At 68.9% G+C, this 26745-nt stretch carries 24 protein-coding genes; 15 read left to right on the top strand and 9 right to left on the bottom strand.

All coding sequences use genetic code 11. The annotated features are described in order from the left end of the window. Positions 1-20 precede the first annotated feature (20 nt). The 4 genes from mptB (at position 21) to ACK8HH_RS09005 (ending at position 4571) form a co-directional block, all read left to right on the top strand. Positions 21-1775, top strand: coding sequence for a polyprenol phosphomannose-dependent alpha 1,6 mannosyltransferase MptB (gene mptB, locus ACK8HH_RS09020; RefSeq protein ID WP_039866775.1), 1755 nt, complete (start codon positions 21-23; stop codon positions 1773-1775). Between the two features lie 98 nt (positions 1776-1873). Further along, positions 1874-2854: an ABC transporter ATP-binding protein gene (locus ACK8HH_RS09015; protein ID WP_346076260.1), complete on the top strand. Its 981-nt coding sequence runs from the start codon at positions 1874-1876 to the stop codon at positions 2852-2854. Beyond that, positions 2851-3654, top strand: a complete 804-nt coding sequence (locus ACK8HH_RS09010; RefSeq protein ID WP_006894858.1) for an ABC transporter permease — start codon at positions 2851-2853, stop codon at positions 3652-3654. The genes ACK8HH_RS09015 and ACK8HH_RS09010 overlap by 4 nt, the downstream gene beginning before the upstream one ends. After that, complete coding sequence (locus tag ACK8HH_RS09005; RefSeq protein WP_006894857.1) at positions 3651-4571, top strand: COX15/CtaA family protein; 921 nt, start codon at positions 3651-3653, stop codon at positions 4569-4571. Before ACK8HH_RS09010 ends, ACK8HH_RS09005 begins: the two co-directional genes overlap by 4 nt. An 87-nt stretch (positions 4572-4658) precedes the next feature. On the opposite strand, the gene ACK8HH_RS09000 is transcribed toward ACK8HH_RS09005, so the two are convergent. Continuing rightward, entirely contained in the window at positions 4659-5039 is a 381-nt protein-coding gene (locus ACK8HH_RS09000; protein ID WP_006894856.1) for a hypothetical protein, read from the bottom strand. A gap of 35 nt (positions 5040-5074) precedes the next feature. Here ACK8HH_RS09000 and ACK8HH_RS08995 point away from each other — a divergent pair, with 35 nt between their 5' ends. Then, a complete protein-coding gene (locus ACK8HH_RS08995; RefSeq protein WP_346076262.1) occupies positions 5075-6052 on the top strand; it encodes a quinone oxidoreductase in 978 nt (325 codons plus the stop codon). After that, entirely contained in the window at positions 6045-6761 is a 717-nt protein-coding gene (locus ACK8HH_RS08990; protein WP_006894854.1) for a hypothetical protein, read from the top strand. The genes ACK8HH_RS08995 and ACK8HH_RS08990 overlap by 8 nt, the downstream gene beginning before the upstream one ends. Positions 6762-6797: 36 nt before the next feature. Here the strand turns inward: ACK8HH_RS08990 and ACK8HH_RS08985 are convergent, their stop codons facing one another. Both ACK8HH_RS08985 and ACK8HH_RS08980 read right to left on the bottom strand, forming a co-directional pair. Continuing rightward, positions 6798-8042, bottom strand: a complete 1245-nt coding sequence (locus tag ACK8HH_RS08985) for a hypothetical protein (RefSeq protein ID WP_346076264.1) — start codon at positions 8040-8042, stop codon at positions 6798-6800. 38 nt (positions 8043-8080) lie between these two features. After that, entirely contained in the window at positions 8081-9037 is a 957-nt protein-coding gene (locus ACK8HH_RS08980; RefSeq protein WP_006894852.1) for a heme o synthase, read from the bottom strand. Positions 9038-9398: 361 nt separating this feature from the next. Between ACK8HH_RS08980 and tkt the strand changes: the two genes are divergently transcribed. The 9 genes from tkt to ehuA all read left to right on the top strand — a co-directional run bounded on the left by tkt (position 9399) and on the right by ehuA (position 19243). Continuing rightward, on the top strand, positions 9399-11474 hold the full coding sequence (gene tkt, locus ACK8HH_RS08975; protein ID WP_346076266.1) for a transketolase: 2076 nt from the start codon (positions 9399-9401) through the stop codon (positions 11472-11474). 83 nt (positions 11475-11557) lie between these two features. After that, positions 11558-12676 carry a transaldolase gene (gene tal, locus ACK8HH_RS08970; RefSeq protein WP_006894850.1) on the top strand — a complete coding sequence of 373 codons (1119 nt, stop codon included), beginning with the start codon at positions 11558-11560 and terminating at the stop codon, positions 12674-12676. Between the two features lie 39 nt (positions 12677-12715). Next, on the top strand, positions 12716-14257 hold the full coding sequence (zwf, locus tag ACK8HH_RS08965; protein WP_006894849.1) for a glucose-6-phosphate dehydrogenase: 1542 nt from the start codon (positions 12716-12718) through the stop codon (positions 14255-14257). Further along, a complete protein-coding gene (locus ACK8HH_RS08960) occupies positions 14254-15198 on the top strand; it encodes a glucose-6-phosphate dehydrogenase assembly protein OpcA (protein ID WP_045539959.1) in 945 nt (314 codons plus the stop codon). Before zwf ends, ACK8HH_RS08960 begins: the two co-directional genes overlap by 4 nt. Beyond that, entirely contained in the window at positions 15195-15920 is a 726-nt protein-coding gene (gene pgl / locus ACK8HH_RS08955; RefSeq protein ID WP_278127291.1) for a 6-phosphogluconolactonase, read from the top strand. Before ACK8HH_RS08960 ends, pgl begins: the two co-directional genes overlap by 4 nt. A 301-nt stretch (positions 15921-16221) precedes the next feature. Continuing rightward, positions 16222-17055 carry an ectoine/hydroxyectoine ABC transporter substrate-binding protein EhuB gene (gene ehuB / locus ACK8HH_RS08950; protein WP_278127427.1) on the top strand — a complete coding sequence of 278 codons (834 nt, stop codon included), beginning with the start codon at positions 16222-16224 and terminating at the stop codon, positions 17053-17055. Positions 17056-17071: 16 nt separating this feature from the next. After that, complete coding sequence (gene ehuC, locus ACK8HH_RS08945; RefSeq protein WP_006894845.1) at positions 17072-17800, top strand: ectoine/hydroxyectoine ABC transporter permease subunit EhuC; 729 nt, start codon at positions 17072-17074, stop codon at positions 17798-17800. Continuing rightward, complete coding sequence (ehuD, locus tag ACK8HH_RS08940) at positions 17797-18438, top strand: ectoine/hydroxyectoine ABC transporter permease subunit EhuD (RefSeq protein ID WP_346076269.1); 642 nt, start codon at positions 17797-17799, stop codon at positions 18436-18438. The genes ehuC and ehuD overlap by 4 nt, the downstream gene beginning before the upstream one ends. Positions 18439-18487: 49 nt before the next feature. After that, positions 18488-19243: an ectoine/hydroxyectoine ABC transporter ATP-binding protein EhuA gene (ehuA, locus tag ACK8HH_RS08935; protein ID WP_039866791.1), complete on the top strand. Its 756-nt coding sequence runs from the start codon at positions 18488-18490 to the stop codon at positions 19241-19243. Positions 19244-19247: 4 nt separating this feature from the next. Here ehuA and ppc read toward each other — a convergent pair whose 3' ends face one another. From ppc to whiA, 6 genes are all read right to left on the bottom strand, one after another. Further along, positions 19248-22100, bottom strand: a complete 2853-nt coding sequence (gene ppc / locus ACK8HH_RS08930) for a phosphoenolpyruvate carboxylase (RefSeq protein WP_346076270.1) — start codon at positions 22098-22100, stop codon at positions 19248-19250. A 50-nt stretch (positions 22101-22150) separates the two neighbouring features. After that, a complete protein-coding gene (gene secG, locus ACK8HH_RS08925) occupies positions 22151-22384 on the bottom strand; it encodes a preprotein translocase subunit SecG (protein WP_006894841.1) in 234 nt (77 codons plus the stop codon). A 123-nt stretch (positions 22385-22507) separates the two neighbouring features. Then, positions 22508-23305 (bottom strand): triose-phosphate isomerase, encoded by a 798-nt coding sequence (gene tpiA / locus ACK8HH_RS08920; RefSeq protein ID WP_006894840.1) that lies wholly within the window; start codon positions 23303-23305, stop codon positions 22508-22510. Then, positions 23302-24519 (bottom strand): phosphoglycerate kinase, encoded by a 1218-nt coding sequence (locus ACK8HH_RS08915; protein WP_346076272.1) that lies wholly within the window; start codon positions 24517-24519, stop codon positions 23302-23304. The genes tpiA and ACK8HH_RS08915 overlap by 4 nt, the downstream gene beginning before the upstream one ends. A gap of 5 nt (positions 24520-24524) precedes the next feature. Then, complete coding sequence (gap, locus tag ACK8HH_RS08910; protein ID WP_006894838.1) at positions 24525-25544, bottom strand: type I glyceraldehyde-3-phosphate dehydrogenase; 1020 nt, start codon at positions 25542-25544, stop codon at positions 24525-24527. Positions 25545-25685: 141 nt separating this feature from the next. Continuing rightward, positions 25686-26669, bottom strand: coding sequence for a DNA-binding protein WhiA (gene whiA / locus ACK8HH_RS08905; protein WP_039866771.1), 984 nt, complete (start codon positions 26667-26669; stop codon positions 25686-25688). Positions 26670-26745: the final 76 nt, after the last annotated feature.

Below are 26745 nucleotides of genomic sequence, written 5' to 3'. Positions count from 1 at the left end.
ATGTGCCAGAACTCCCCCTCATGCGCCGGACGCTCGATTACGTGGGCCTCGGCAAGCCGGCGGTCGAGCACGACGCCGACCGCATCGGCGACTTCGGCACCACCGTCGCGCGGATGCACGACGACGAACGCGAGGTGGGCCCGCTCAACCGCCTGGAGACGCTGCGGATGCGTCGGATCAGGCTGTTCGGCACCACCGGATCGATTCTGATCCTGATCGGTTCGCTCGGCACCGGCATGCTTCCGGTGCTGCAGAATCCGATCGTCGGCACCCGAGTCCTGTCGCTGCCCTCCCGGATGTACTCCACCGCTCTGACCATCTCCATCGGCGGCGCGATCATGCTAGTCGTCGCGTGGGTGATGCTCGGCAGATACGCCGTCGGGCGCTACCGGGTGGAGGTCGCCGAGGGCCGCAGCCCGGCACGCCGCATGACGCGCGGCCAGACCGACCGCACCCTGCTCATGTGGGTGGCGCCGCTGATCATCGCGCCGCCGCTGCTCAGCAAGGACGTCTACTCCTATCTGGCACAGAGCGCGATCGCGTACAAGGGCATGGACCCGTACACCTACAGTCCGATGCGCGGTCTGGGCGTCGACCACGCGCTCACCCTGTCGGTGCCGAACCTGTGGAAGGACACGCCGGCACCGTACGGGCCGCTGTTCCTGTGGATCGGCGAGCAGATCACCGCCATCACCGGCGAGAACATCACCGTCGCCGTGCTGCTGCACCGGCTGGTGGCGATCGCGGGCGTCCTGATGATCGTCTGGGCGCTGCCCCGGCTGGCACGGCGGTGCGGCGTCTCGGCCGTGGCAGCGCTGTGGCTCGGCGCGCTCAACCCGCTGCTCATCCTCCACCTCGTCGGCGGCATCCACAACGAGTCCCTGATGATCGGCATGATGCTCGTCGGCCTCGAATGGTCGTTCCGCGCCGTCTACGGCACGCAGCGTCTCCGCAGACCCGACCGTCCGCTGCCGTCACGGGCGGGATGGGTCCTGCTCGCCGGTGTCGCCGTCATCGCGGCGTCGGCGATGATCAAGGTGACGTCGATGCTCGCCCTCGGCTTCGTCGGCGTGGCCCTGGCCCGGCGCTGGGGTGCCACGCTTCCGGCTCTGCGCCACGCGCCGGTGAGTCAATGGTGGCGACGGTCGCGGCGTTCGCTCGCCGCCCTGGCGGCGAGCGCGGGAGTGATGGGCGTGGTCGCCGGCGCGGTGGTCGTGGTGACGTGCCTCGGAACCGGCCTGGGCTTCGGATGGACCCACACTCTCAGCACCGGCGGCATCGTCCGGTCGTGGATGTCGATGCCGACCCTGCTCTCGGTGGTCGCCGGCCGCGTCGGACTGTGGCTCGGCCTCGGCGAGCAGACCCAAGCGATCCTGGACATCGCCCGGCCCATCGGGCAACTCGTGGCGGCGGTCCTCGTGGTCCGCTGGCTGCTGGCATGCCTCGCGGGCCGCATCCATCCGATCGGCGGCCTCGGAATCGCGATGGCGAGCGTGGTGATCTTCTTCCCCTTCGTGCAGGCGTGGTACCTGCTGTGGGCCGTGATCCCGCTGGCCGCATGGGCCACCACCCGCTGGTTCCGCGTCGGCACCGTCGTCATCTCCGGAATCATCGCGATCGTCGTGATGCCGACGAGTTCGGACACCAGCCCCCTCGTGGTGGCCCAGGGCCTGGCCACCGGTGTGATCATGGTCGCAATCACGGCGATGGTCTTCTTCATCGACAGCCCGATCCGCATGTGGGTCAGGCAGCGTCACGACCGGAATCGCCAGTAAGGACCGTGTGCGGCCGGATCAGTCGGCGCGATGCGCACCGTTCGGCCGGCACCGCCCCGCAGCCCGGTGACCTGCGTCGCTCGCCTAGGCTGTTGGGCGTGCATGAAGCTCTTTCGCCCGGTACCGGGCCGGATCACCGACCGGCTTCGGGCGACGCGGCGCTCCTGGTCCGGGGTCTGGTGAAGAAGTTCGGGGACAAGACCGCCGTCGACGGGCTCGATCTGAGGCTGCCACGCGGCGAACTGCTCGCGCTGCTCGGCCCGAACGGCGCCGGTAAGACCACCACCGTCGAGATCTGCGAGGGATTCACCCGGCCGGACGCGGGCGAGGTCCGAGTGCTCGGCCTCGATCCCATCGCCGACAACGACGCGCTGCGAACCCGGATCGGCGTGATGCTGCAGGGCGGCGGAGCGTATCCGGGGGCGAAGGCCAAGGAGATGCTTCGCCTCTGCGCCGCGTACAGCGCCGATCCCCTCGATCCCGAGTGGTTGATGGACGCCCTCGGCCTCACGGAGGTCGCGAACACGGGATTCCGCCGCCTCTCCGGCGGCCAGCAGCAGCGACTCTCGCTGGCGTGCGCGCTGGTCGGCCGGCCGGAACTGGTCTTCCTCGACGAGCCCACCGCCGGCCTCGACGCACACGCGCGAATCGTGGTGTGGGAGTTGATCTCCCGACTCCGCGCCGACGGGGTGTCGATTCTGCTGACCACGCATCTGCTCGATGAGGCCGAGGAACTCGCCGACCAGATCGTCATCATCGACCGCGGGCGCGCCGTCGCCGCGGGCACACCGTCCGACCTCGTCCGGCGCGATGCCGAGCGCCGGCTGCGGCTCAGCGTCTCGGGGGTCGACGCGGCCGAACTCCGGAACGGGCTCCAGGATGCACTCCCCGCCGGCTACCGCTGCACGCTCTCGCCGACCGGTGAGCATGTGGTGACCGGCGACATCACGCCCGCCGTGGTCTCGGCGATCGCACAGTTCTGCGCCGACCGCGGAATCCTGATCGACTCGCTCAACGTGGCCAGCAACAGCCTGCAGGACGTCTTCCTCAGCCTCACCGGACGGGAGGTGCGCGCATGAGCACCGAGGTACCCGCGACCAATCGCTTTCCGAGCGGAACGTTCACTCCGCGTCCGCGGCCCGCTCCGCTCACCCGGATGCTGGCGGCTCAGACTCGCATGGAGCTGGTTCTGCTGCTCCGCAACGGCGAACAGCTGCTGCTGACGATGTTCATCCCGATCACCATGCTGATCGGTCTGAGCCTGCTCCCCCTCGACACCGAGGCCGGCGACACGCCCGCCGCGCGCGCCGCCACTTTCGTGCCCGCGATCCTGGCGGTCGCGATCATGTCGACCGCCTTCACCGGGCAGGCGATCGCGGTCGGCTTCGACCGCCGCTACGGTGCGCTCAAGCGACTGGGCGCCACCCCGATACCGCGGTGGGGCATCATCGCCGGCAAGTCACTCGCGGTACTCATCGTGGTGGTCCTGCAGTCGATCATCATCGGTGGCATCGGCATGGCCTTCGGCTGGCGGCCGAGCATCGCGGGTCTGCTGCTCGGCGCGGTGGCGATCGCGGTCGGCACGGTCGCGTTCGCCAGCCTGGGACTGCTCCTCGGCGGCACGCTCAAAGCGGAGGTGGTACTCGCCCTCGGCAACCTGATCTGGTTCGTCCTGCTCGGTCTGGCCGGGCTCGTCGTCTTCGATCAGCATGTGCCCGACGCGGCGCGGACTGTCGCCCGCCTCTCCCCCTCCGGTGCTCTCACCGAGGCGCTCACCCGGGCCCTCGACTCGTCGTTCGACGTCTTCGGCTTCTGTGTCCTGATCGTGTGGGCCGCGATCGGCGGCGCGCTGGCAGTTAGGTGGTTCCGCTTCCAATGATCGACTCCTGGTTCGGCTTCAAGAGGCCGACCGCGACATACCTCTATTACTGGGCGATCGCCAACCTCGCCGCCAACGTGCTGCTGGTGGTGACCGGCGGCGCGGTGCGGGTCACCGACTCGGGCCTCGGCTGTCCCACGTGGCCCCAGTGCACCTCGGGCTCGGTGACACCGCACGCCGCGATGGGCATCCACGGGCTGATCGAGTTCGGCAACCGGATGCTCACCTGGGTGCTCGTGGTCATCGCGATCGCCACCTGGGTGGCCGCGATGCGGCGCGTCCCGGTCGACCGACTGTCGCGGCGGCTGGCCACCGGGGTCGCGATGGGTGTTCCGCTGCAGGCGATCATCGGCGGCATCACGGTGCTGACCAACCTGAACCCGTGGATCGTGGCCTTCCACTTCCTCGCGACGATGGTGATCATCTCGCTGGCCACCTGGATGGTGGTGCACACCGGGTCGGCCGCCCGTGGACCGGACGCCGGCGAGCCGGGGGCGACCGATGCCGAATCCGCGGTTCTCCGACGGTTCGGAGTCCTGCTCGCCTGGGCTCTGTACGCACTGACGTGGGTCACCATCTATCTCGGCACGGTGGTCACCGGTTCCGGACCGCACGCGGGCGACATCAAGGCGCACCGCAACGGTCTGGAGCCGACGCAGGCCACTCAGCTCCACGTGGACGCCGTCTGGACACTCGTGGGACTGACGGCCGCGCTCATCCTCCTGGCGGTGGCTGCGGTGCCGTCGCTGCGCCGCGCCGCACTGATCTTCGGCGGCGTGATCGTGGTACAGGGGATCATCGGCTACGTGCAGTACGCGGCCGGTCTTCCCGAGGTGCTCGTCATCCTCCACATGTTCGGCAGCGCTCTGCTCATGATCGGCGCGACGCAGCTCGTGCTCGCGACGACGCGCCGCTGATCCGCCGGATCTGACACGAGAACCCGGCGACCGCGTACGGTCGCCGGGTTCTGCGCTGTGCGCACGTGTCGCAGTGCGCGTACGTCGTCAGTCGAGGATCTTGCGGTTGCGCGCCTTGGGAAACCGCGACTGGTGGGCCACCCAACCGGCCATCTGGCGCCAGTGCGACGGCTTCACCTCGGTGACCGAGGTCAGATCCCGGTCCCACTCCGCGCGCTCGAGTCCGTCGACCGCTTCGATGACCGCGTCCGCGGTCCGCACGCTGTCGACCACCTGATCGCCCAGAATCCCGCCGGCCTCACCCACCAGGGTGATCCGCACTCCCGCGGCACCCGCAGGCTGGACCACGGCCTTGGCCGAACCGCCCTCGGCGGCGACGAACTTTCCGATCGCGGAGACTACGGCGCTCGGCGCGGCCGCGACGGATTCGGAAGCAGTGGCTGTGGACGCAGCGGTGTCATCGCTCATGACTGCCGAGTATAGCGGCGTGCGAAAATGGACCCATGCGTGCGATCCAAGTGTCCACTCACGGCGGTCCGGAAGTCCTTCGACTCGTCGATCTCCCCGATCCCGAACCGGCGCCCGGCGAGGTGGTGGTCGCCGTCTCCGCGGCCGGGGTGAACTTCATCGACACGTACCTGCGCACCGGAATGTACCCGTCGCCCACCCCGTTCGTGCCGGGCAGCGAAGGCGCGGGCCGGATCGTCGCCGTCGGCGACGGCGTCGAGCACCGTGCCGTCGGCGACCGGGTGGCCTGGTGCGACGCCTCGGCCGGCTACGCCGAGTACGTCCGTATCCGCGCCGATCGGGCACTTCCGGTACCCGACGGCGTCTCCCTCGCCGCCGCGGGATCGTCGATGCTGCGCGGCAACACCGTCCACTATCTGCTCGACGGCAGCGCACATCCCGAGGCGGGCGACACCGTGCTGTTGCATGCCGGGGCCGGCGGCATCGGGCTGCTGCTGACCCAGTGGGCGAGCGCGCGGGGCATCCGGGTGATCACCACGGTCTCCTCCGACGAGAAGGAACAGCTCTCGCGCGCGGCCGGTGCCGCCGAGGTCCTGCGCTACGGCGACGACGTGGCCGCACGGGTCCGCGATCTCACCGACGGGCGCGGGGCGCGGGTGGTGTACGACGGCGTCGGAGCGGCGACCTTCGAGCAATCCCTGGCCGCGACCGCCGTCCGCGGCACCATCGTGCTCTTCGGCGCCGCCAGCGGACCGGTGCCCCCGTTCGACCTGCAACGACTCAATCCGGCCGGATCACTGTCGGTGACCCGGCCCACGCTGACCCACTTCATCGCCGACCCCGCCGAGTTCGCGTGGCGTTCCGGTCAGTTCTTCGACGCCGTCGCTAGCGGTGAGCTGACCGTGACCGTCGGACAGTCGTTCCCGCTGGAGCAGGCCGCCGAGGCCCACCGCGCACTCGAATCCCGAAGCACGGTCGGGTCGACGATGCTCGCTGTCGCCGACGATGACTGAGCCGGCAGCGAAGAGCGCCGGCGGGCCGGCCGCCGGTCTGCGCTGGGCCGTGGTCGCCGTCGCCGCGATCGCTCTGCTGGCGGCGTCTCGGCCCTTCGGTCCGGTGGCACTGATGGTGGCCCTCGCCGTCGCACTGGCCGTGGGTCTGCTGGCGGTCTCGGTGCCGATGCCGTCCCGGATCGCCGCCACCGCGCGTCCGGCTGCACCCTCGCCGGTCTCGGTGGAGGAGCGCTGGCGGCGCAGCGCGGCCCACCACGACGAGGTTCTCAGCGCGTACGGTTCCTTCGAACTCGATCCGGCCATGCTCCTGCGGTATCCGGGGCTCTGGGACCTGTCGGCGCCCGCGATCATCGCATTCCACGACAGTCTGGCCACGGCCGGTGAGCTCCGCACCGACCGCTTCCCCGGGGACGCCGCCGGTGAGCGCTACATCGCCGCCGTGACCGACCTGCGCAGCACCTGGGCCGCGGCCGACCGCTTCGCGCGGAGTACCGGGACCGACGACCTCGACCCCGCCGACGCCCGCGACTGCCGACGCGCGCTGAAGCTGCTCGCCCACGCGGACGGGGCCCGGAGCCAGGAACGCGCGGCCTATCTGCAGCAGGTGCTGACCACCGTCGATCGTCTCACCGAACGGGGTGTGGTTCCCCAGACCGAGCGCGTCCGGGCCGGGCTGACCGCGCAGCTCCGGCGCGCGATCGAGGCGTGAGCCCGTGCGGGCCGGCCTCTGCGGCGGCGTCCCTCGCTAGCGGCGTCCCTCGCGCAGAAACTTCCCGTTCGGCGAGTAGACGCCCGTCGCCCCGACCGCGTCGGGACCGACCTGCATCTGCACCGTGACCGGCAGCCGATCCGCCGCCGGATCGTCGTCGCCGGGCGCGACGCCGATCTTGAGTCCGACGGCATCGCGGTCGTAGGCCGCCACCCGATGTCTGCGCACCAGGTCGTCGCGGATCCGCACCATCGTCGCTCCGGTCAGTCCGGTCAGCGAGAAACCATCGGGGTCGGACGCCGAGTCGGTCTCGGACAGTTCCGGGAACCGACCGGGCTGCACCCAGATCCGGTAGATGCCGCCGCCGTCCAGTTCCAGCTCGACACCGGGGTGCGCCACGCCGATCCACGGCGCGGCCTCATCGACGGCCTTGTACGCGATCGAACGGAGCACGGCCCCATCGGGATCGATGCCCTCGTCCTTCAGCACACGCTCGGCAACCGAGAGGAACTCACTAAGGGACGCGGCGCCGACGGTGTCGGCGACCCGCCCGTGCAGATCCGTCTCGATGCTCTCCCCGCCGGACTGGCCGAATCGGGCCACCACCTTGTCGTCGACCGAGCGCGGGCCGATCTCGATGCCGCCGCTGGAGGTCGGCTCCGGATAGCCGATCTTCTGGCGCGCGGCGCTCACCCGGGCGGCCGCGGCGTTCAGGTCCAAGTGGGCGACATCGGCGCGGGTGAACACGGTGCGCTCGCCGGTGCGCGCCGGATCCGAGTCGCTCCACGATGTTCCCGATCGATACGAGGCGATCTCCCGCCCGGTCCGCGGATCGAGCACGCGCACCGTCTCCCGATCGTCGTCGATGCTGATCTGCCTGATCGAGGACGAGCCGCCGGGAACGAGGCGGTCAGCGCGGTCCAGAGCGCGCGCCAGCGCTGCCGAGGGATCGCCGCCGCCCTCGAGCACCGCGTCACCGTCGGCGGCATGCGAATCGATCGCCGTCTCGGGATCGGCCAGCACCGCCACGGTGGGCAGACCGACGAGCAGAACCGTCGCCACGACCACCGCGGCACCGCGCAGGGCGGACTTCTGGCCGTATCGACGGAGCGAGCCGATCAGCCCGATGGCGACACCGGCGCCGGCGACCGCGAACAGAACCGAGGTGACGGGAAGATCGACGACGACCGCGACCACCAGGCACAGTGTCGCGACGACCGCCGCGAGCGCTGTCCTCGTGACGGCCGGGCCCGGCTGCTTCACGCCGCGTGCAGTCCTCACTCTTTCACCTGCGGGCGCCTTGAGACTGCGAGTGTCGGTCAGAAGTAGCCGGCGACGGTCGGCAGGTTGATGACCGCGTCGACAGCGAGGCCGCAGAACAGCAGCGCCAGGTACTCGTTGGACGTCAGGAAGATCTTGAGCGGCTTCACCTCGACGCCCTTGCGGGTCTCGACGTAGAGCTTGGTGACCATGTAGATGAACCACACGCCGGAGGCGACCGCGACGACGAGGTAGATCCACGACGCGGCCGGGATGAGCACGAAGGACGTGATGACGGTCAGCCAGGTGTACACCACCATGTGCGTGGTGACGCGCTCGTCACTGGCGATGACCGGGAACATCGGCACGCCCGCGGCGCGGTAGTCCTCGCGATAGCGCATGGCGAGCGCCCAGGTGTGCGGAGGGGTCCAGAAGAACACCACCAGGAACAGCACGAAGGGCTGCCAGCTGAGCGAATGCGTCACCGCCGCCCATCCGACGAGTGCGGGCATGCAGCCGGCGGCGCCGCCCCAGATCACGTTCTGCCACGTGCGGCGCTTGAGCACCAGCGTGTAGACGAAGACGTAGAAGCCGATGGTGATCAAAACCAGGATCGACGGCAGGAACGACCGCTCCCCCGCGTCGTTCGCGGTACCGAAGTAGAGCACGACGAACGACACGACCGCCAGGACGATGCCGAAGATCAGCGCATTGCGCACCGGCACCGCGTGACGGGCCAGCGGCCGGCGCTGCGTCCGCTTCATCTTCTGATCGATGTCGGCGTCGGCCACCATGTTCAGGCTGTTGGCGCTCGCGGCACCGAGCCACCCGCCGACCACGGTGATCAGGATCAGGCCGATGTCGACCGTTCCGCGCTCCGCCTGGAGCATCACCGGAATGGTCGAGACCAGAAGCAACTCGATGACACGCGGCTTGGTCAGCGCGATGTACGCCAGGACCATGCCCCACGCACGCGCACCGAGGCCGGCGTTCCCGGCCGGGTTCTCGGTAGACATCGAGGTCGAGGAGGCGTCGGTGTCCGCGCTTTCCCCAATACTCACAGATGCTCCTCACATAAGACCCGGCGTCATCGCGCCGCGCGATCCGTCCACGACGGATCCGGGCGACGGTCTGTACGCGACACTGGGCACACCGACGGGCTACTACAACCGATGGTAGACCCGGAGGTCTCTCATAACAGAATCCGCACTGCCCAGATCACACTTGCACTCAATCCTGGCGACCGCGCCCGCCGAAGGTGGTCCATCACACCGGAAAGTCCCCAGCCAGTCGCGCGCGAGCGTGCGGCGGACCGCTAGGCTGGAAATCACCATTGCGTCCGAGCACCCACGACAAGGCACAGGAGACTCCACCACCGTGGCGATTACCGACGAGATCCGCGAGCTCACCCAGCAGGTTCACCCCGCCGACTGGAGCGACCTGGACACCAAGGCCGTGGACACGGCTCGCATTCTGGCCGCGGACGCGGTACAGAAGTGCGGCAGCGGCCACCCCGGCACGGCGATGAGTCTGGCACCGCTGGCGTACACCCTGTATCAGCGCGTGATGCGCCACGATCCGTCCGATCCGGCCTGGGTGGGACGCGACCGGTTCGTCCTCTCGTGCGGCCACTCGAGCCTCACCCAGTACATCCAGCTGTATCTCGGTGGTTTCGGCCTCGAACTGGGCGATCTGGAGGCGCTGCGCACCTGGGGCTCGCTGACGCCCGGCCACCCCGAGTTCCGCCACACCAAGGGTGTGGAGATCACCACCGGCCCGCTCGGACAGGGGCTCGCGTCGGCGGTCGGCATGGCCATGGCGGCCCGGCGCGAGCGCGGCCTGTTCGATCCCGACGCACCGGCGGGCCAGAGCCCGTTCGATCATCACGTGTACGTGATCGCCTCGGACGGCGACATCGAAGAGGGCGTCACCTCCGAGGCCAGTTCCCTCGCGGGTACGCAGGAACTCGGGAACCTCGTCGTCTTCTACGACCAGAACCACATCTCGATCGAGGACGACACCAGCATCGCGCTCTCGGAGGACACCGCCAAGCGTTACGAGGCGTACGGCTGGCACGTCCAGATCGTCGAGGGCGGCGAGAACATCGTCGCGATCGAAGAGGCGATCGAGAACGCGAAGGCCGTCACCGACAAGCCGTCGATCATCTGCCTGCGCACCATCATCGCCTGGCCGGCCCCCAACAAGATGAACACCGGCGCCTCGCACGGCTCGGCCCTGGGCGCGGACGAGGTCGCCGCGACCAAGGAGATCCTCGGATTCGACCCGGCCAAGAGCTTCGACGTCGACCCGGCCGTGCTCGGGCACACCCGGTCGCTGCAGGCTCGGGCCGCCGCCGAGCGAGCCGCGTGGCAGGAGGGCTTCGACGTCTGGGCCGCCGAGAACCCCCAGCGCAAGGAGCTGTTCGACCGGCTGGCCGCGCATGCGCTGCCCGAGGGCTGGACCGACGTGCTGCCGTCCTGGGAGGTCGGCGACAAGGATGTGGCGACCCGCTCGGCCTCGGGCAAGGTCCTCTCGGCGCTCGCGCCCGTCCTGCCCGAGCTGTGGGGCGGATCGGCCGACCTCGCAGGCTCCAACAACACCACGATGGACGGTGCCGTCTCGTTCGGTCCCGAAACCATCAGCACCGGGACCTGGAAAGCCGATCCGTACGGCCGGACCCTGCACTTCGGCATCCGCGAGCACGCGATGGGATCGATCCTGTCAGGCATCGTCCTGCACGGCCCGACGCGCGCGTACGGCGGAACCTTCCTGCAGTTCTCCGACTACATGCGGCCCGCGGTGCGTCTGGCCGCGCTGATGGAGATCGACCCGATCTACGTGTGGACCCACGACTCGATCGGCCTCGGCGAGGACGGTCCCACCCACCAGCCGGTGGAACATCTCGCCGCGCTGCGCGCGATTCCCCACCTGGACGTGGTCCGTCCCGCCGACGCCAATGAGACCGCTCACGCGTGGCGGCATCTGCTGACGCGCCGTCACCGGCCGGTCGGGCTGGCCCTGACCCGCCAGAACGTGCCGGTCCTGGAAGGCACCAGCTTCGAAGGAGTCGCCCGCGGCGGCTACGTCCTGTCCGACGCCGACGGGACCTTCGAGGTGGTGCTGATCGGCACCGGCTCGGAGGTGTCGCTGGCGGTGCAGGCGGCGCAGACGCTCGCCGCCGAGGGCATCGGCGCACGCGTGGTCTCGATGCCGTCGCTGGAGTGGTTCGCCGAGCAGGACGACGATTACCGCGAGTCGGTGCTGCCGACCGGCATTCCGCGCGTCGCCGTGGAAGCCGGCATCGCCATGCCGTGGCATGCGATCGTCGCGGGCGGCGAGATCGTCTCGCTGGAGCACTTCGGCGCTTCGGCTCCGTACCAGAAGCTGTACGACGAGTTCGGCATCACCGCCGACGCCGTCGCGGCCGCCGCCCGCCGCGTGCTCAACCGCTGACCTCCTGCGGTCGAGCGAGCGCAGCGCGTCGAAACCACCGCAACACGACATCCGACCCGATCCGGAGAACAGGAGTCATCCCCATGTCTCAGAACAAGAACCTCGCCGCTCTCTCGGAGGCCGGCGTGTCCGTCTGGCTCGACGACCTGTCCCGCGACCTGATCGCCTCGGGCGCTCTTCAGGATGAGATCGACACTCACTCGATCGTCGGCGTCACCACCAATCCCGCGATCTTCCAGAACTCGATCTCCAAATCCGAGAGCTACGCGGCTCAGGTCAAGGATCTCGCGTCGGTGGGCGCCGACGTCGATGCGGCCGTCACCGCCATCACCACCGACGACGTCCGTGCGGCGTGTGACGTCCTGCAGCAGGTCTTCGTCGACACCGACGGCCACGACGGCCGCGTCTCCATCGAGGTGGATCCGCGACTGGCGAACAAGACCGACGAGACCGTGGCGCAGGCGATCGAGCTGTGGAAGATCGTCGACCGCCCGAATCTGTTCATCAAGATCCCGGCCACCGAGGCCGGGCTGCCGGCGATCACCCGGGTGATCGCCGAGGGCATCAGCGTCAACGTGACCCTGATCTTCTCGGTGGACCGCTACCGCGCAGTGATGGACGCGTACCTCGACGGGCTCGACGCCGCACTCCGCAACGGCCACGACGCCGCCAAGATCGAGTCGGTCGCCTCGTTCTTCGTCTCCCGCGTCGACTCGGAGATCGACAAGCGCCTCGACGCCATCGGAACGCCCGAAGCGCTCGAGTTGCGAGGCAAGGCCGGTCTCGCGAACGCCCGCCTTGCCTACGCCGCCTACCGCGAAGTGTTCGAGACCGGGATCCGCTTCCCCGATCTCCAAGCGCACGGGGCGCTGCCCCAGCGCCCGCTGTGGGCGTCCACCGGGACCAAGAACGCCCAGTACCCGGACACCCTGTACGTGAGCGAACTGGTGGCGCCGAACACGGTCAACACGGTTCCGGTGAAGACTCTGAACGCCTTCGCCGACCACGGGTGGGTCGACACCGACTCGATCCTCGGCCGGGCCGAGGCGTCCCAGGAGGTGTTCGACTCACTCACTCGCGTGGGAGTCGATCTGCCCGACGTCTTCGCAGTATTGGAGGCCGAGGGGGTCAGCAAGTTCGAGGACGCCTGGAACGACCTCCTCGAGGCCACCCGGACGCAGCTCGACGCCGCGCAGCGCTAGCCGACACGACGCCCGGACGATACGAGAGGCCAGAGCGATATGGGACGTGCGGTCGACAAGCCGTGGAAGAACCCGCTTCGCGATCCGCATGACACGCGGCTGCCGAGGATCGCCGGGCCGTCCGCCCTGGTGATCTTCGGCGTGACCGGCGACCTCGCGCGCCGCAAGCTCATGCCGGCGATCTACGATCTCGCCAATCGGGGTCTGCTTCCGCCGAGCTTCGCGCTCGTCGGCTTCGCGAGGCGCGACTGGGAGCACGAAGACTTCGCCGACGTGGTTCGGGAGGCGGTGGAGGCGGGCAGCCGCACCGGCTTCCGACAGGAGGTGTGGGATCGGCTCGCCGAGGGCATCCGTTTCGTCGCGGGCACCTTCGAGGACGACGACGCCTTCGCCGCTCTGCAGCAGACGCTCGCCGATCTGGACCGGGAACGCGGGACCGACGGCAACCACGCCTACTATCTGTCGATCCCGCCGAAGGCGTTCCCTGTGGTCCTGAGCCAACTGCGGCGCACGGGGATGGCCGACCAGGACGGCGACAGCTGGCGGAGAGTCGTCATCGAGAAGCCCTTCGGCCACGACCTCGACAGCGCCCGGGAACTGAACGCCCTCGTGGGCAGCGTCTTCCCCGAGGAGTCGGTGTTCCGCATCGACCACTACCTCGGCAAGGAGACCGTTCAGAACATCCTGGCCCTGCGATTCGCCAACCAGCTGTTCGACCCGCTGTGGAGCTCGCACTACGTGGACCACGTGCAGATCACGATGGCCGAGGACATCGGACTCGGCGGCCGGGCCGGCTACTACGACGGCATCGGCGCGGCCCGCGATGTGATCCAGAACCACCTCCTGCAACTGTTGGCGCTGGTCGCCATGGAGGAGCCGGTGTCGTTCTCGCCGCAGCATCTGCAGTCGGAGAAGATCAAGGTCCTCTCGGCGACGCGCAACATCACCCCGATCGACGAGAACTCGGCGCGGGGACAGTACGGTCCGGGATGGCAGGGCTCCGAACCCGTGGTCGGGCTGAAGGACGAGGAGGGTTTCTCCCCCGACTCCACCACCGAGACCTTCGCCGCGATCGCGTTGGAGGTCGACACGCGGCGCTGGGCCGGCGTGCCCTTCTACCTCCGCACCGGCAAGCGGCTGGGAAGGCGGGTCACCGAGATCGCGATCGTCTTCAAGAGAGCGCCGCACCTGCCCTTCGACGACACGATGACCGCCGAACTCGGCCAGAACGCCCTGGTGATCCGAGTGCAGCCCGACGAAGGCGTCACCCTGCGATTCGGGTCCAAGGTGCCGGGCACGAGCATGGAGGTCCGCGACGTCAACATGGACTTCTCGTACGGCGGCGCGTTCACCGTGTCGTCGCCGGAGGCCTACGAACGGCTCCTGCTCGACGTGCTGCTCGGCGAACCGTCCCTGTTCCCGGTGGCGCAAGAGGTGGAGCTCAGCTGGCAGATCCTCGACCCCGTACTCGAGGACTGGGCCCGGTCCGGTACACCCGACGAATACGAGTCGGGCACCTGGGGGCCGGCCTCGGCCGACGAGATGATGAACCGCACCGGACGAGCCTGGAGGCGCCCGTGATCGTCGATCTCCCCGACACCTCGACCCTCGAGACCAGCAAGAAGCTCGTCCAGATGCGGCGCACCGGGGGCGCTGTGACGCTCGGTCGCGTCCTGACGCTCGTCATCGACCTCGACGCCGACGACGATGCGGAGGACGCCGTCGAGGCGTCGAACCGCGCCAGCCGCGAGCATCCGTGCCGCGTCATCATGGTGGTGCGCCACGACCGCTCGGGACCGACGCGGCTGGATGCGCAGATCCGCGTCGGCGGCGACGCCGGAGCGTCGGAGGTGGTGGTGCTCCACCTCCACGGTTCGCTCGCCGATCATCCGCACGCCACCGTGACCCCCTTCCTGCTTCCCGACACCCCCGTCGTGACCTGGTGGCCGAGCCGGGCTCCCGCGCGGCCCGCCGACGACAAGCTGGGACGGCTCGCCTCGCGGCGGATCACCGACGGCCGCCTCACCGACGACCCCGGCGCATTTCTGGGCGCTCGCCGGATCGGCTACTCACCGGGCGACACCGATCTCGCGTGGTCGGCCATCACCCAGTGGCGGGCGATGCTCGTGTCCGCACTGGACCGTCCCCCGCACAACGAGATCCTCCGTGCCCGAGTGGTGGGACCGCACGATGTCACGGGACTCGATCTGTTCGCCGGGTGGCTCGCCGCCGAACTCGGCGTCCCGGTGGTGCGCGCCGTCGGCGACATGTCGGTGACCCTGGTCCACACCGGAGGAGAACTGTCGATGAGTCAGGGACCGGACGGAAGCATCATCCGCAGCTCCGGCCACCCGGACGGACGGTCGGCCTTCGCTCGCCGGACCACCGCCGAATGCCTGGCCGAGGAACTCCGCAGCCTGGACGCCGACGAGGTGTACGAGCTGGCGCTGCAGGGACTGTCCGGCGTCACCCATGAGGACCGGGCGACAGCGGGTGGCACGACGGCGGAGCCGGCCCGATGAGCGCCCCGGTGGAGCACCTGGTCTTCGATTCGTCGGCCGAACTCGTGGCGACGGCCGCCGCACGGTTCATCGCGACGGTGACCGCGGCGCAGGACGCCCGCGGGGTCGCGACGGTCGCGCTCACCGGCGGCAGCAACGGAATCGCACTGCTGCGCGAGCTCGCCCGCCACCCCCGCGCCCTCGACTGGTCCCGCATCGAACTGTACTGGGGTGACGAACGTTTCGTCCCCGCCGAGGATCCGGAGCGGAACTCGCTGCAGGCGCGTGAGGCACTGCTCGACCACGTGCCGGTCGAGGGCGCGCGGGTCCACGTGGCGGCGCCCTCCGACGGCGAGTTCGGCGACGACATCGACGCCGCGGCCGCCGACTACGCTCGCCGCCTGGGTTCCGGGACCGTCTTCGACATCCATCTGCTCGGCATGGGCGGTGAGGGGCACGTCAACTCCCTGTTCCCGCATAGCGCGGCGACCGCGGAGGACTCGCGTCCGGTCGTCGCGGTCACCGACTCCCCCAAGGCGCCGCCTCGCCGCATCACACTGACCTTCCCGGTCATCAACGCCTCCCGCGAGGTCTGGTTCCTCGTCTCGGGCGCCGAGAAGGCGGAGGCGGTCGCCGCGGCGGCGTCCGGCGCCGCGCGCGAGGACTGGCCGTGCGCCGGCGCTCACGGGGTCGAGAACACGGTGTGGTTCCTCGATCGCGCCGCGGCCTCGCAACTGTCCTGACCTCCGGTCCGCACTCCCGCGCCCGCCGACGATGATGCGATGGGCTTCTCAAAGCGCTCATCAGAAGTGATCCACCTTGCTACGGTCGATTCACCCGATAGTCAAGAGTGCGATCATACGAAACCAAGGGCCGCCGTACGTCACTCGCCGTTGAGAGCTCCTCCGCCATCGGCTCCGTCCGGACCGGGCCCGGCGGGAGAACACAGTGGCAAAGAAGATCAAGCAGACACACACGACCAAGCGACGGATCGCCGGCGACCGACGACATGTGTTCCGCACGGCGGCGGCCGTGGCGGCCACGATGATCGTGACCGCGACAGCGCTGACCGCGTGCACCAAGACCGACACCGGCAGCGAGACCACACTCGACGATCTGCGGAAGGCCGGAACCGTCACCGTGGCCTACGCCAATGAAGCGCCGTATTCGTTCGACGCCGACGGGCAGCTCACCGGCGGCACCATCGCACTCCACCGCGAAGTGTTCCGGCGGCTCGGCGTCAACGAACTCAAGGGCGTGAAGACCGACTGGGGCGGCCTCATCCCCGGACTCAACGCCAAACGATACGACCTGGTCAGCGCCGGAATGTCGATCACGCCGGAGCGGTGCGGCCAAGCCGCGTTCAGCGTTCCCGAGATCAACTACACCACCGCGCTGATGGTGCAGCCGGGCAATCCGAAGCACCTCACGGACATGGATTCGATCAAACGCTCCGGCGCGAAGATGGCGGCCATGACCGGTGCCATCGAGGCCGACTACGCCTCCGAACTGGACATCCCCGATCCGATGCTCGTCAAGGACCAGCAGTCCGGGATCGATGCCGTGAACTCCGGCCGGGTGGACGCCTTCGCTCTGACGGCGGTATCCCTGAACTACGCCAAGACGCACACGCCCGGCCTCAACGTCGAAGTCACGCAGCCGTTCATCGCGTTCATCGACGGCAAACCCCAGAATCCGGCGGGTGCGACGGTGTTCCGGAAGGAGGACACCTCCCTGCGCGACGCGTACAACGCCGAGGTGAAGAAGATCCTCGCCGACCGCACCGAGTACATGAAGATCCTCGGCCCGTTCGGCTTCACCGAGGAGAACATCCCCGATCCGTCACTCACCACCGACCGGTTGTGCCGCGGCGAGTGACCGGGTTCGGATCGAGATGAGCCACGATCTCGACGCGCTCGTCGACGCCCTGCCCGCCCTCGGGCGCGGCATCGTCGTCACGCTGGAACTGACGGCCGGCGGCGGTCTGCTCGCCTTCGCACTCGCACTCACTCTCGGCACGCTCGTACGGGTGAGGTCGCTTCCCATCCGGTTCGTGGCCCGCGTCCTCATCGAGTTCTTCCGCGGGACATCCCTCGTCGTGCAGCTGTTCTGGCTGTTCTACGTGCTCCCCCTGCTCGGCTATCAACTCGATCCGGTGTTCTGCGGCGTCCTCGCACTGGGACTCAACTACGGCGCCTACGGGGCCGAAGTGGTCCGCGGTGCCCTCAACGCGGTACCACCGGCCCAGGTGGAGGCCGCCGTCGCGTTGAACTTCACCGCCCGGCAGCGCCTCACCCGAGTGGTCTTCCCCCAGGCCTGGGCGATGATGATCCCGTCGCTGGGCAACCTGCTGATCCATCTGCTCAAAGGCACCGCGTTCGCGTCCTTCATCACCCTGCAGGACCTCACGGCCGGCATCGTCGACCTGCAGAAGACCACCGGCGACACGCTGTTCTCCTTCGGAGTCGGGCTGGTCATCTATCTCGTGCTCGCCTACGTGGTCACGTTGTTCATCAACCTGGCCGAGGCGCGGGCCAAGCACCGTCTCGGCCGCGGTCCCACGCTTCGGGAGATCCTCAGCCTCCGTCCGCAGTCCCAGGACGCTCCCGGGGGTGCGCTGTGATCGAGTGGAGTTGGCAACGCGCACAGGACGCGCTCCCGGTGCTGTGGGACGGATTCCAGATCACCCTGCTCGCCACGGTGATCGGCTTCTTCATCGCCGCTGCGCTGGGGCTCGTGATCGCCGTCATCAGACGGTCGGCGCCGCGTTGGCTGTCCGCGCCGGTGTACGCGGTGGCCGAGTTCATCCGTCTCACCCCGATCGTGGTGCAACTGCTCTTCGTATTCGCCCTGTTCCCGCAGTTCACGCCGCTGTCCATCGGTGTCACGGTCCTCGGAGTGCACTACTCGAGCTACATGGCGGAGGTGTACCGGGCCGGCATCGAGGAGGTTCCCATCGGACAGTGGGAGGCGGCCCGTGCGCTGTCGCTGCCGGCCGGCCGGACCTGGCGAGCGATGATCCTGCCCCAGGTACTGCGGAACTCGCTGCCCGCACTCGGCAACAACGCCGTGTCGATGTTCAAAGACACCCCCTACCTGTTCACGATCTCGGTGGTCGAACTGGTCACCGCCGCACAGACCTACGGCGCCGCCCACTTCGCCTACCTCGAGGCGTTCACCCTCGCCGGCGCCTTCTTCCTGGTGGCGAGCTACCCGACCTCGGTCCTGATCCGACGACTGGAGAAACGCCTTGCCCGCTGACGACCGGAACCCTCCGAACGCCCCCGACGCAGCCGAATCCGCGGATGCCATGATCCGCTTCGACGGCGTCGTGAAACGCTTCGGCGACCACCTGGTTCTCGACCATCTCGACTTCACCGTCGACCGCGGCGAGAAGGTCACCCTGATCGGCCCCAGCGGCTCGGGGAAGACGACGATTCTCCGGCTGCTCATGACCCTGGAGAAGGTCACCGACGGCGTCATCTGGGTGGGCGGCCGACCGCTGAGCCATCAGCTGCGCGGGGACCGGCTGGTCCCCGCGAAGGAGAAGTACCTTCGCGAGGTCCGCAAGAACATCGGGATGGTCTTCCAGCAATTCAACCTCTTCCCCAACATGACGGTGCTGCAGAACATCACCGAGGCTCCGATCCACGTCCTCGGCCGGAGTCGAGACGAGGCGGTCGAGCATGCGCGGAGCCTGCTCGACACCGTCGGACTCAGCGACAAGGAGTCGGCGCATCCCACGCAGTTGTCGGGCGGTCAGCAGCAGCGCGTCGCCATCGCCCGCTGCCTCGCGATGAGTCCGTCGGTGATGCTGCTGGACGAGGTGACCTCCGCACTCGACCCCGAACTCGTCGACGGCGTCCTGTCGGTGCTGCGCGACATCGCGGTCACCACCGACATCACGATGCTGATCGTGACGCACGAGATGCGTTTCGCCCGCGAGGTCTCCGACCGCGTGATGATGTTCGACGACGGCAGAATCGCCGAGGAGGGTCCGCCCGAGCAGATCTTCGGCGACCCGCGGGAGGAACGCACACGAGAGTTCCTCAAGGCGATCCGCTGACGTCCTACCCGCTGTTGCGCAACGCCGTCGCCAGACCGTTCATCGTCAGCTGAATACCGCGGCGAATGAGCGGCGAGTCCTCCCCCGACCGGAACCGCTGCAGCAACTCCACCTGCAGCAGGTTGAGCGGCTCCAGATACGGGAACCGGTTGTAGACCGACCGTTTCAGCGCGTCGTTGTCGGCCAGCAGATCCGTGGTGCCGGTGATCGCGGTGTACATCTCGAGAGTCCGCTCGTGCTCTTCGACGATCATCGAGAAGACGCGGCGGCGCAGTTCCTCATCCGGCACGAGTTCGGCGTACCGGGACGCCAGACCCATGTCCGACTTCGCCAGCACCTGCGCCATATTCGACATCACCGAGCGGAAGAACGGCCAGTTCTCGTAGTACCGCCGCAAGTCGGCGATCCGCGCGTCGTCCCCGCCGGTCCACTGCGCGAACGCGCTGCCGACTCCGTACCAGCCCGGGAGCATGACGCGGCACTGCGTCCACGAGAGCACCCACGGGATGGCGCGGAGGTCGGAGATGGCGGTGGTCTGCTTGCGTGAGGTCGGCCGGCTGCCGATGTTCAGCGCCCCGATCTCCGACAGCGGCGTCGACGCGGTGAAGTACTCCACGAAGCCGGGAGTCTCGTGCACCAGCGCGCTGTACGCCCGCCGCGCGGACTCGGCGAGTTCGTCGAAGTCGGCGTACGCTCGCTCGGGATCGTCGAGGCCTTCCACGTCGAGTAGCGACGACTCGATGGTGGCGGCGAGCAACGACTCCAGATTCCGCCGCGCGCTGACGGGCTCGGCGTACTTCGCCGCGATGATCTCGCCCTGTTCCGTGAGGCGCAGCGAGCCGGTGACGGCACCGGGCGGCTGAGCCAGGATCGCGTCGTAACTGGGTCCGCCGCCACGTCCGACGGTCCCTCCGCGGCCGTGGAACAGCCGCAGCCGCACCTCCGCCGCGCGGGACGCGGACACCAGGTCGAGTTCGGCGCGATACAGCGCCCAGTTGGCCGCCAGGTAGCCGCCGTCCTTGTTGGAGTCCGAGTAGCCCAGCATCACCTCCTGGACGTCGCCCTGCGCGCGGACCAATGCCCGGTAGAAGCCCAGGTTCAGCGCCGCGGTCAGTGTGGCCGCGCCGCCGCGCAGATCCTCGATCGTCTCGAACAGCGGCACCACGCGCACCGAGCACGACGGCCCGGCGTCGCCCGGTCCGGCGGCATGATAGATCCCCGCCTCCTTCAACAGGATCAGCACCTCCAGCAGATCCGATACGGACGAGCACATGCTGATGACGTAGTTCGGGACGGCGCGGGGGCCGAACCGCTCGATCGCACCCGCCGCGGCGTGCACCACCCCCAGCTCCTTCATCGCGAGCTCGCTCAGTTCGGCGTCGGGAGTCGTGAGCGGGCGGCGCGAGGCCAGCTCCGCCGTCAGCAGGCCGATCCGGTCCGCCTCCGGCAGCGCCGGGTAGTCGGCGCACACCCCGGCCCACGAGAGGAGTTCGGCTACCACCTGCTCATGTGTCTCGGAGTTCTGCCGCATGTCGAGTCCGGACAAGTGAAAACCGAAGGTGCGCACCGCTTCCCGGAGCGTCGCGAGGCGGTCGTCGGCGATCGAGTCGTCATGAGCGGCGCGCAGCGCCCGGTCGATCACGTCGAGGTCGGCGAGGAATTCGTCGGCGTCGCCGTAGGGTGCCGCCGCACGCGCGGTGTCCAGTTCCGCCGGGTCGACGGCATCCTCGCCGAGCGTGTGCAGCGCACGGGCGAGAACGCGCGAACGCACCGCTGAGACCGCCGAACGGAAGGGTTCGTCGTCGGTGTCCCCCGGTTCGTCGGGCGGGGCGAACCCGGAGCCGAGTGCCGACAGTGCGGGTGAGACCGGCGAGAACAGCCGTGCGGACAGGCTCAACTCCTGATGCAGCGCAGCGAGCTCGTCCAGGTGATGGCGCATCGCGGTGCGTGCGGCACTCGTGGCCGCCTCATCGACCACCTCTGCCGAGACGAACGGATTGCCGTCACGGTCGCCGCCGATCCACGAACCCATGCTGATCATCGACAGGCCGTCGAGACCGGCGTCGGGATAGGCCTCGACCAGGGCCGCGCGGACGTCCTTGTTCAGGGCGGGCACCACGTCGAAGAAGGACGCCCCGTAGTAGCGGAGCCCGGTGGTGATCTCGTCGGAGATGGTCAGCCTGCGCAACCGGATCAGGGCGGTCTGCCACAGCACCAGGATCTGCCTGCGGATGTCCTCCGTCAACCGGGCGTCCTCCTCCGGAGTCAGCTCGGTCCGCGCCCGCACGCGCATCAGTTCGGTGATCCGGTTCTGCGCGTCGAAGACGCTGCGCCGCCGAGTCTCCGTCGGGTGTGCGGTGATCACCGGGACCACCTCCGCCGACCGCAGCGCGGCGGCGACGTCGGCGTCCGTGCGACCTGCGTCGGCGAGCTTGCCGAATGTGGCCGCCAACGACGACGGCGGAGCCGGGTCGCCCGCGCGCTGGTGGATGCGCCGTCGGCGTTCGCGGTGAAGGTCCTCGGCGAGATTGGCGAGCAGGGCGAAATTGGTGAACGCCCGGATGACGGGCATCAGATCGGCGACCGCCCGTCCGTCGTACCGCCCAGCCAGCTGATCACGCGTCACCTCGGCGTAGCGGATGCCGAAGGCGTCGCGGCGGGAACTCTCGACGAGCTCGAAGGTCGCCTCTCCCGCGTGGGAGCGGATCACCTCGCCCAGCAGTCCACCGAGGAAGCGGATGTCTTCGCGCAGCGGTTCGGTGAGGGCGCGCCCGGTGTCGTCGACGCTGATGCGATCGACCATCGGAGTGGCGATGGCGCGGGCGAGGGTCTCGGGAGTCAGCGAATCGGAGGCCATGCGCACAAAACTACGCGCCGCGCCGCCTCACGGCTCACCGAGCGAGCGGACTACGAGAACTTGATGTCGAGGCCGACGCCGATGATCAGGATGACCCAGACGAGACCGACGAAGACGGTGAGCCGGTCGAGATTCTTCTCGACCACCGATGAGCCGGACAGACTGGACTGCACGCCGCCGCCGAACAGCGAGGACAGGCCACCACCCTTGGCGCGATGCAGCAGAACCAGAACGATCAGCAGCACGCTGGTGATGATCAAGCCGATGTCGAGCGCGATAGTCACGGGTCGGTGGTCCTGTTCGTCGAATCTTGCGAAAACGCCTGTGGCAGGTCGCGTCCTTCTCGGATGCAACCTGCCACAGTCTACGCGATGGTGGTCGTGACTAGTGAAACCACCTGCAGCGCGTCACAGCAATGGACCGCCCGCGGCGATGGCCGACAGCTGCGCGAACTCGTCGGCCTTGAGCGAGGCCCCGCCCACCAGAGCACCGTCGACGTCGGACTGCGCGACGATCTCTCCGACGTTCTTGGCGTTGACCGAACCGCCGTAGAGAACGCGGACCGAATCGGCGGTGGCCTGGTCGGCGATCTCGGCGAGCGCGCCGCGCACCGCACCGCAGACCTCCTGAGCGTCGGCCGCACTCGCGACCCGGCCGGTGCCGATGGCCCACACCGGCTCGTAGGCGACGACGACCTTCGCGATGTCGGCGGCCGACAGCCCGGCCAGCGACGCCTTGATCTGCGCCACGTTGTACGCGACGTGATCACCGGCCTCGCGAACCTCGAGTCCTTCGCCGATGCAGACGATCGGCGTGAGCCCGTGGCGCAGCGCGGCCTTGGTCTTGGCCAGCACCACCTCGTCGGTCTCCGAGTGCAGGGTGCGACGTTCCGAATGTCCGACGACGACGAACGTGCAGCCGAGCTTCGCCAGGAACGCGCCACTGATCTCACCGGTGTACGCACCCGAGTCGTGCTCGGACAGATCCTGCGCACCGTAGGTCAGCAGCAGCTTGTCGCCGTCGACGATGGTCTGCACGCTGCGGATGTCGGTGAACGGCGGGATCACCGTCACGTCGACCTTCTCGAAGTACTTCTCGGGAAGAGCGAAGGAGATCTTCTGGACGAGTGCGATGGCCTCGTAGTGGTTGAGGTTGCACTTCCAGTTTCCGGCGATGAGCGGCTTGCGCGCGCCCGCCCCGCTCACTGCTGCACTCCCAGCACGGCCAGGCCCGGCAGTTCCTTGCCCTCGAGGTACTCCAGGGAGGCGCCGCCGCCGGTCGAGATGTGCGAGAACGCCTCGTCCGGAATGCCGAGCGCGCGCACTGCCGCGGCGGAGTCGCCACCGCCGACGACGCTGTACGCGCCGTCGCGGGTGGCCTCGACGATCGCTTCGGCCACCCCGCGGGTGCCCTCGGCGAACTTCTCGAACTCGAACACGCCCGACGGGCCGTTCCAGAAGATCGTCTTGGCACCGCGCAGCACCGCGGCGAATCGCTCGACCGTCCCCGGACCGATGTCCAGGCCCATGCCCTGCTCGAAGCCGTCCGCCGTCATCGCGATGCTGGTGTCCGCGTCGGCGGCGAACTTGTCCGCGACGACGATGTCGTGCGGCAGGTGGATCACGTCGCCGTACTTCTCGAGCAGGTCCTTGCAGGTGTCGATCATGTCTTCCTGCATCAGCGAATCGCCGACCGGGCTGCCCTGCGCCTTGATGAACGTGAAGGCCATGCCGCCGCCGATCACCAGGGTGTCGACCTTGGGCGCGAGCGCCTCGATCACGCCCAGCTTGTCCGACACCTTCGAACCGCCGAGGACGACGGCGTAGGGACGCTCGACGTCGGAGGTGAGCTTGCGCAGCACCTCCACCTCGGTGGCCACGAGGTCGCCGGCGTACGCCGGGAGCAGCCGGGCGACGTCGTACACCGACGCCTGCTTGCGGTGGACCACGCCGAATCCGTCGGAGACGAACGCGCCGTCGTCGCCGACGAGCTCGACGAGCGCCTTCGCGAGCTTGTTGCGCTCGGCATCGTCCTTGCTGGTCTCGCGCGGATCGAAGCGGATGTTCTCCAGCAGGAGGACGTCACCGTCGGTGAGTCCTTCGGCGCGCGCGAGCGCATCCGAGCCCACCACGTCGCCGGCGAGCTGGACGTTGCGGCCCAGTTCCTCCGACAGCCGGGCGGCCACCGGCGCCAGCGACAGCGCGGGATCCGGCTCCCCCTTGGGGCGGCCCAGGTGCGCGGTCACGATGACCTTGGCACCCGCCTCGACGAGTTTGGCGATGGTCGGAGCCGACGCGACGATGCGCCCCGGATCGGTGATCGCGCCGCCGTCGAGCGGCACGTTCAGATCCGAGCGCACCAGCACGCCGCGGCCCTCGACTCCTTCGGCCAGCAGGTCTTCCAGAGTTCGGACTGCCATGGTGACTACAGCGACTTCCCGACGAGACCGATGAGGTCGACGAGGCGGTTGGAGTAGCCCCACTCGTTGTCGTACCAGGAGACGGTCTTGGCCTGGTTGCCGATGACCTTGGTCAGACCCGAGTCGAACAGCGACGAGTGCGGATCGGTGACGATGTCGCTCGAGACGATCGGCGCGTCGTAGTACTTGAGGATGCCCTTCAGCGGGCCCTCGGCGGCGGCCTTCATGGCGGCGTTGATGTCCTCGGCGCTGGCGGTCTTCTTCAGCTCCGCGGTGAGGTCGGTGACCGAGCCGGTCGGGATCGGCACGCGCAGCGCGTAACCGTCGAGCTTGCCCTGCAGTTCGGGCAGGACCAGGCCGATGGCCTTGGCCGCACCGGTGCCGGTCGGAACGATGTTGATCGCGGCGGCACGCGCACGGCGCAGATCCTTGTGCGGGCCGTCCTGCAGGTTCTGGTCCTGCGTGTAGGCGTGAATGGTGGTCATCAGACCCTGCTCGATGCCGAACTCGTCGTTCAGCACCTTGGCCATCGGGCCGAGGCAGTTGGTGGTGCACGAGGCGTTCGAGATGATGTTCTGGCTGCCGTCGTACTTGTCGTCGTTGACGCCCATCACGATGGTGATGTCCTCGTCCGAGGCCGGCGCGGAGATGATGACCTTCTTGGCGCCGGCGTCCAGGTGACCCTGGGCCTTCGCGCGCGCGGTGAAGATGCCCGTCGACTCGACGACGACGTCGACGCCCAGATCGCCCCACGGAAGGGCTGCGGGGCCCTCCTTGACCTCGAGGGCCTTGATCTTCATGTCGCCGACGACGATGGTGTCGTCGCCCTCCAGGCGGACGTCCTGGGGCAGACGGCCGAGGATGCTGTCGAACTTCAGCAGGTGAGCCAGTGTGGCGTTGTCCGTCAGGTCGTTGACGGCGACGATCTCGATGTCGGTGGTTCCGAGCGCCTTCTGCGCCTCGACGGCACGGAAGAAGTTGCGGCCGATGCGGCCGAAGCCGTTGACGCCTACCCGAACAGTCACAAGTTGCTCCTTAAGCGGTGGTGTTGAGCCGGCGGTTCGTTACCGGCCCGCTCCCACCAGCCTAATAGCCGCCGCTCGCGAGGTCACCGGAAGGTCACTTGTGAGCGATGGGGTGTTCGTCACCACGCCGGGCGGGCGCCCCTACGCCTCGTCGAGGAGTTCGGCGGTGACCGCCGACTCGGTGTCCGGGATGCCGTCGGTCCGGGCCCGCTTGTCGGCCATCGACAGCAGGCGACGGATGCGGCCGGCCACCGCGTCCTTGGTCATCGGCGGATCCGCCAGTTGGCCGAGTTCCTCCAGCGAGGCCTGCCGGTGTTCCACGCGGAGCCGGCCGGCGGCCAGCAGATGGTCGGGCACGTCGTCGCCCAGGATCTCGAGCGCACGTTCCACGCGGGCGGCCGCGGCCACGGCGGCCCGCGCCGAGCGGCGCAGGTTCGCGTCGTCGAAGTTGGCCAGACGGTTCGCGGTGGCGCGCACCTCGCGCCGCATCCGGCGTTCCTCCCACACCAGGCGGGTGTCGTGCGCGCCCATCCGGGTGAGCAGCGCGCCGATCGCCTCGCCGTCACGGATGACGACCCGATCGCTGCCGCGGACCTCGCGGGCCTTGGCCGAGATGCCGAGCCGCCGCGCCGCGCCGACGAGCGCCAGAGCGGCCTCCGGGCCGGGGCAACTGACCTCCAGGGACGACGACCGGCCCGGCTCGGTCAACGAGCCGTGCGCCAGAAACGCTCCGCGCCAGGCGGCTTCGGCGTCGCCGACACTCCCGCCGACCACCTGCGCGGGCAGGCCGCGCACCGGCCGACCGCGCATGTCGAGCAGTCCGGTCTGGCGCGCCAGGGCCTCGCCGTCCTTCGTGACGCGCACGATGTAGCGCGCGCCCTTCCGCATTCCGCCCGAGCGGAGCACGTGGACGTCGGCGTTGTAGCCGAACAGACCGTGGATCTCGTGCCGCAGCCGCCGCGCCACGTTGCCGAGGTCCACCTCGGCCTCCACCACGACGCGGCCGCCCACGATGTGAATCCCCCCGGCGAATCGCAGCAGCGCCGACACCTCTGCCTTGCGGCAGCTGATCTGCGTCACCGACAACCGGCTCAGCTCGTCCTTGACCGCCCCAGTCATAGCCACGGTTCAAAGCCTCCTGTCCTCTGATATCCCCCGTTGCCCGACAGCCGCGCCGAGCGTCTCGAGTCCGGAAGCATGC

This window comes from Gordonia sp. LUNF6 (genome assembly GCF_047041125.1).
In the GTDB taxonomy this organism is placed as follows: Bacteria; Actinomycetota; Actinomycetes; order Mycobacteriales; family Mycobacteriaceae; genus Gordonia; species Gordonia sihwensis.
Note: the sequence above shows the minus strand (reverse complement) of the source record. Positions and strands in the feature narration are given on the sequence as shown.

Excerpts from the sequence above, each read along its gene's own strand:
- mptB (WP_039866775.1), top strand. The coding sequence starts at position 21 with ATGCGCCGGACGCTCGATTACGTGGGCCTCGGCAAGCCGGCGGTCGAG.
- ehuB (WP_278127427.1), top strand. The coding sequence starts at position 16,222 with ATGATCGTGACCGCGACAGCGCTGACCGCGTGCACCAAGACCGACACC.
- ACK8HH_RS08980 (WP_006894852.1), bottom strand. The coding sequence starts at position 9,037 with ATGTCTACCGAGAACCCGGCCGGGAACGCCGGCCTCGGTGCGCGTGCG.
- zwf (WP_006894849.1), top strand. The coding sequence starts at position 12,716 with ATGGGACGTGCGGTCGACAAGCCGTGGAAGAACCCGCTTCGCGATCCG.
- ACK8HH_RS09005 (WP_006894857.1), top strand. The coding sequence starts at position 3,651 with ATGATCGACTCCTGGTTCGGCTTCAAGAGGCCGACCGCGACATACCTC.
- ppc (WP_346076270.1), bottom strand. The coding sequence starts at position 22,100 with ATGGCCTCCGATTCGCTGACTCCCGAGACCCTCGCCCGCGCCATCGCC.
- ACK8HH_RS09000 (WP_006894856.1), bottom strand. The coding sequence starts at position 5,039 with ATGAGCGATGACACCGCTGCGTCCACAGCCACTGCTTCCGAATCCGTC.
- pgl (WP_278127291.1), top strand. The coding sequence starts at position 15,195 with ATGAGCGCCCCGGTGGAGCACCTGGTCTTCGATTCGTCGGCCGAACTC.
- ACK8HH_RS09010 (WP_006894858.1), top strand. The coding sequence starts at position 2,851 with ATGAGCACCGAGGTACCCGCGACCAATCGCTTTCCGAGCGGAACGTTC.
- tal (WP_006894850.1), top strand. The coding sequence starts at position 11,558 with ATGTCTCAGAACAAGAACCTCGCCGCTCTCTCGGAGGCCGGCGTGTCC.
- ACK8HH_RS08990 (WP_006894854.1), top strand. The coding sequence starts at position 6,045 with ATGACTGAGCCGGCAGCGAAGAGCGCCGGCGGGCCGGCCGCCGGTCTG.
- ACK8HH_RS08915 (WP_346076272.1), bottom strand. The coding sequence starts at position 24,519 with ATGGCAGTCCGAACTCTGGAAGACCTGCTGGCCGAAGGAGTCGAGGGC.
- ACK8HH_RS08995 (WP_346076262.1), top strand. The coding sequence starts at position 5,075 with ATGCGTGCGATCCAAGTGTCCACTCACGGCGGTCCGGAAGTCCTTCGA.
- ehuC (WP_006894845.1), top strand. The coding sequence starts at position 17,072 with ATGAGCCACGATCTCGACGCGCTCGTCGACGCCCTGCCCGCCCTCGGG.
- ehuA (WP_039866791.1), top strand. The coding sequence starts at position 18,488 with ATGATCCGCTTCGACGGCGTCGTGAAACGCTTCGGCGACCACCTGGTT.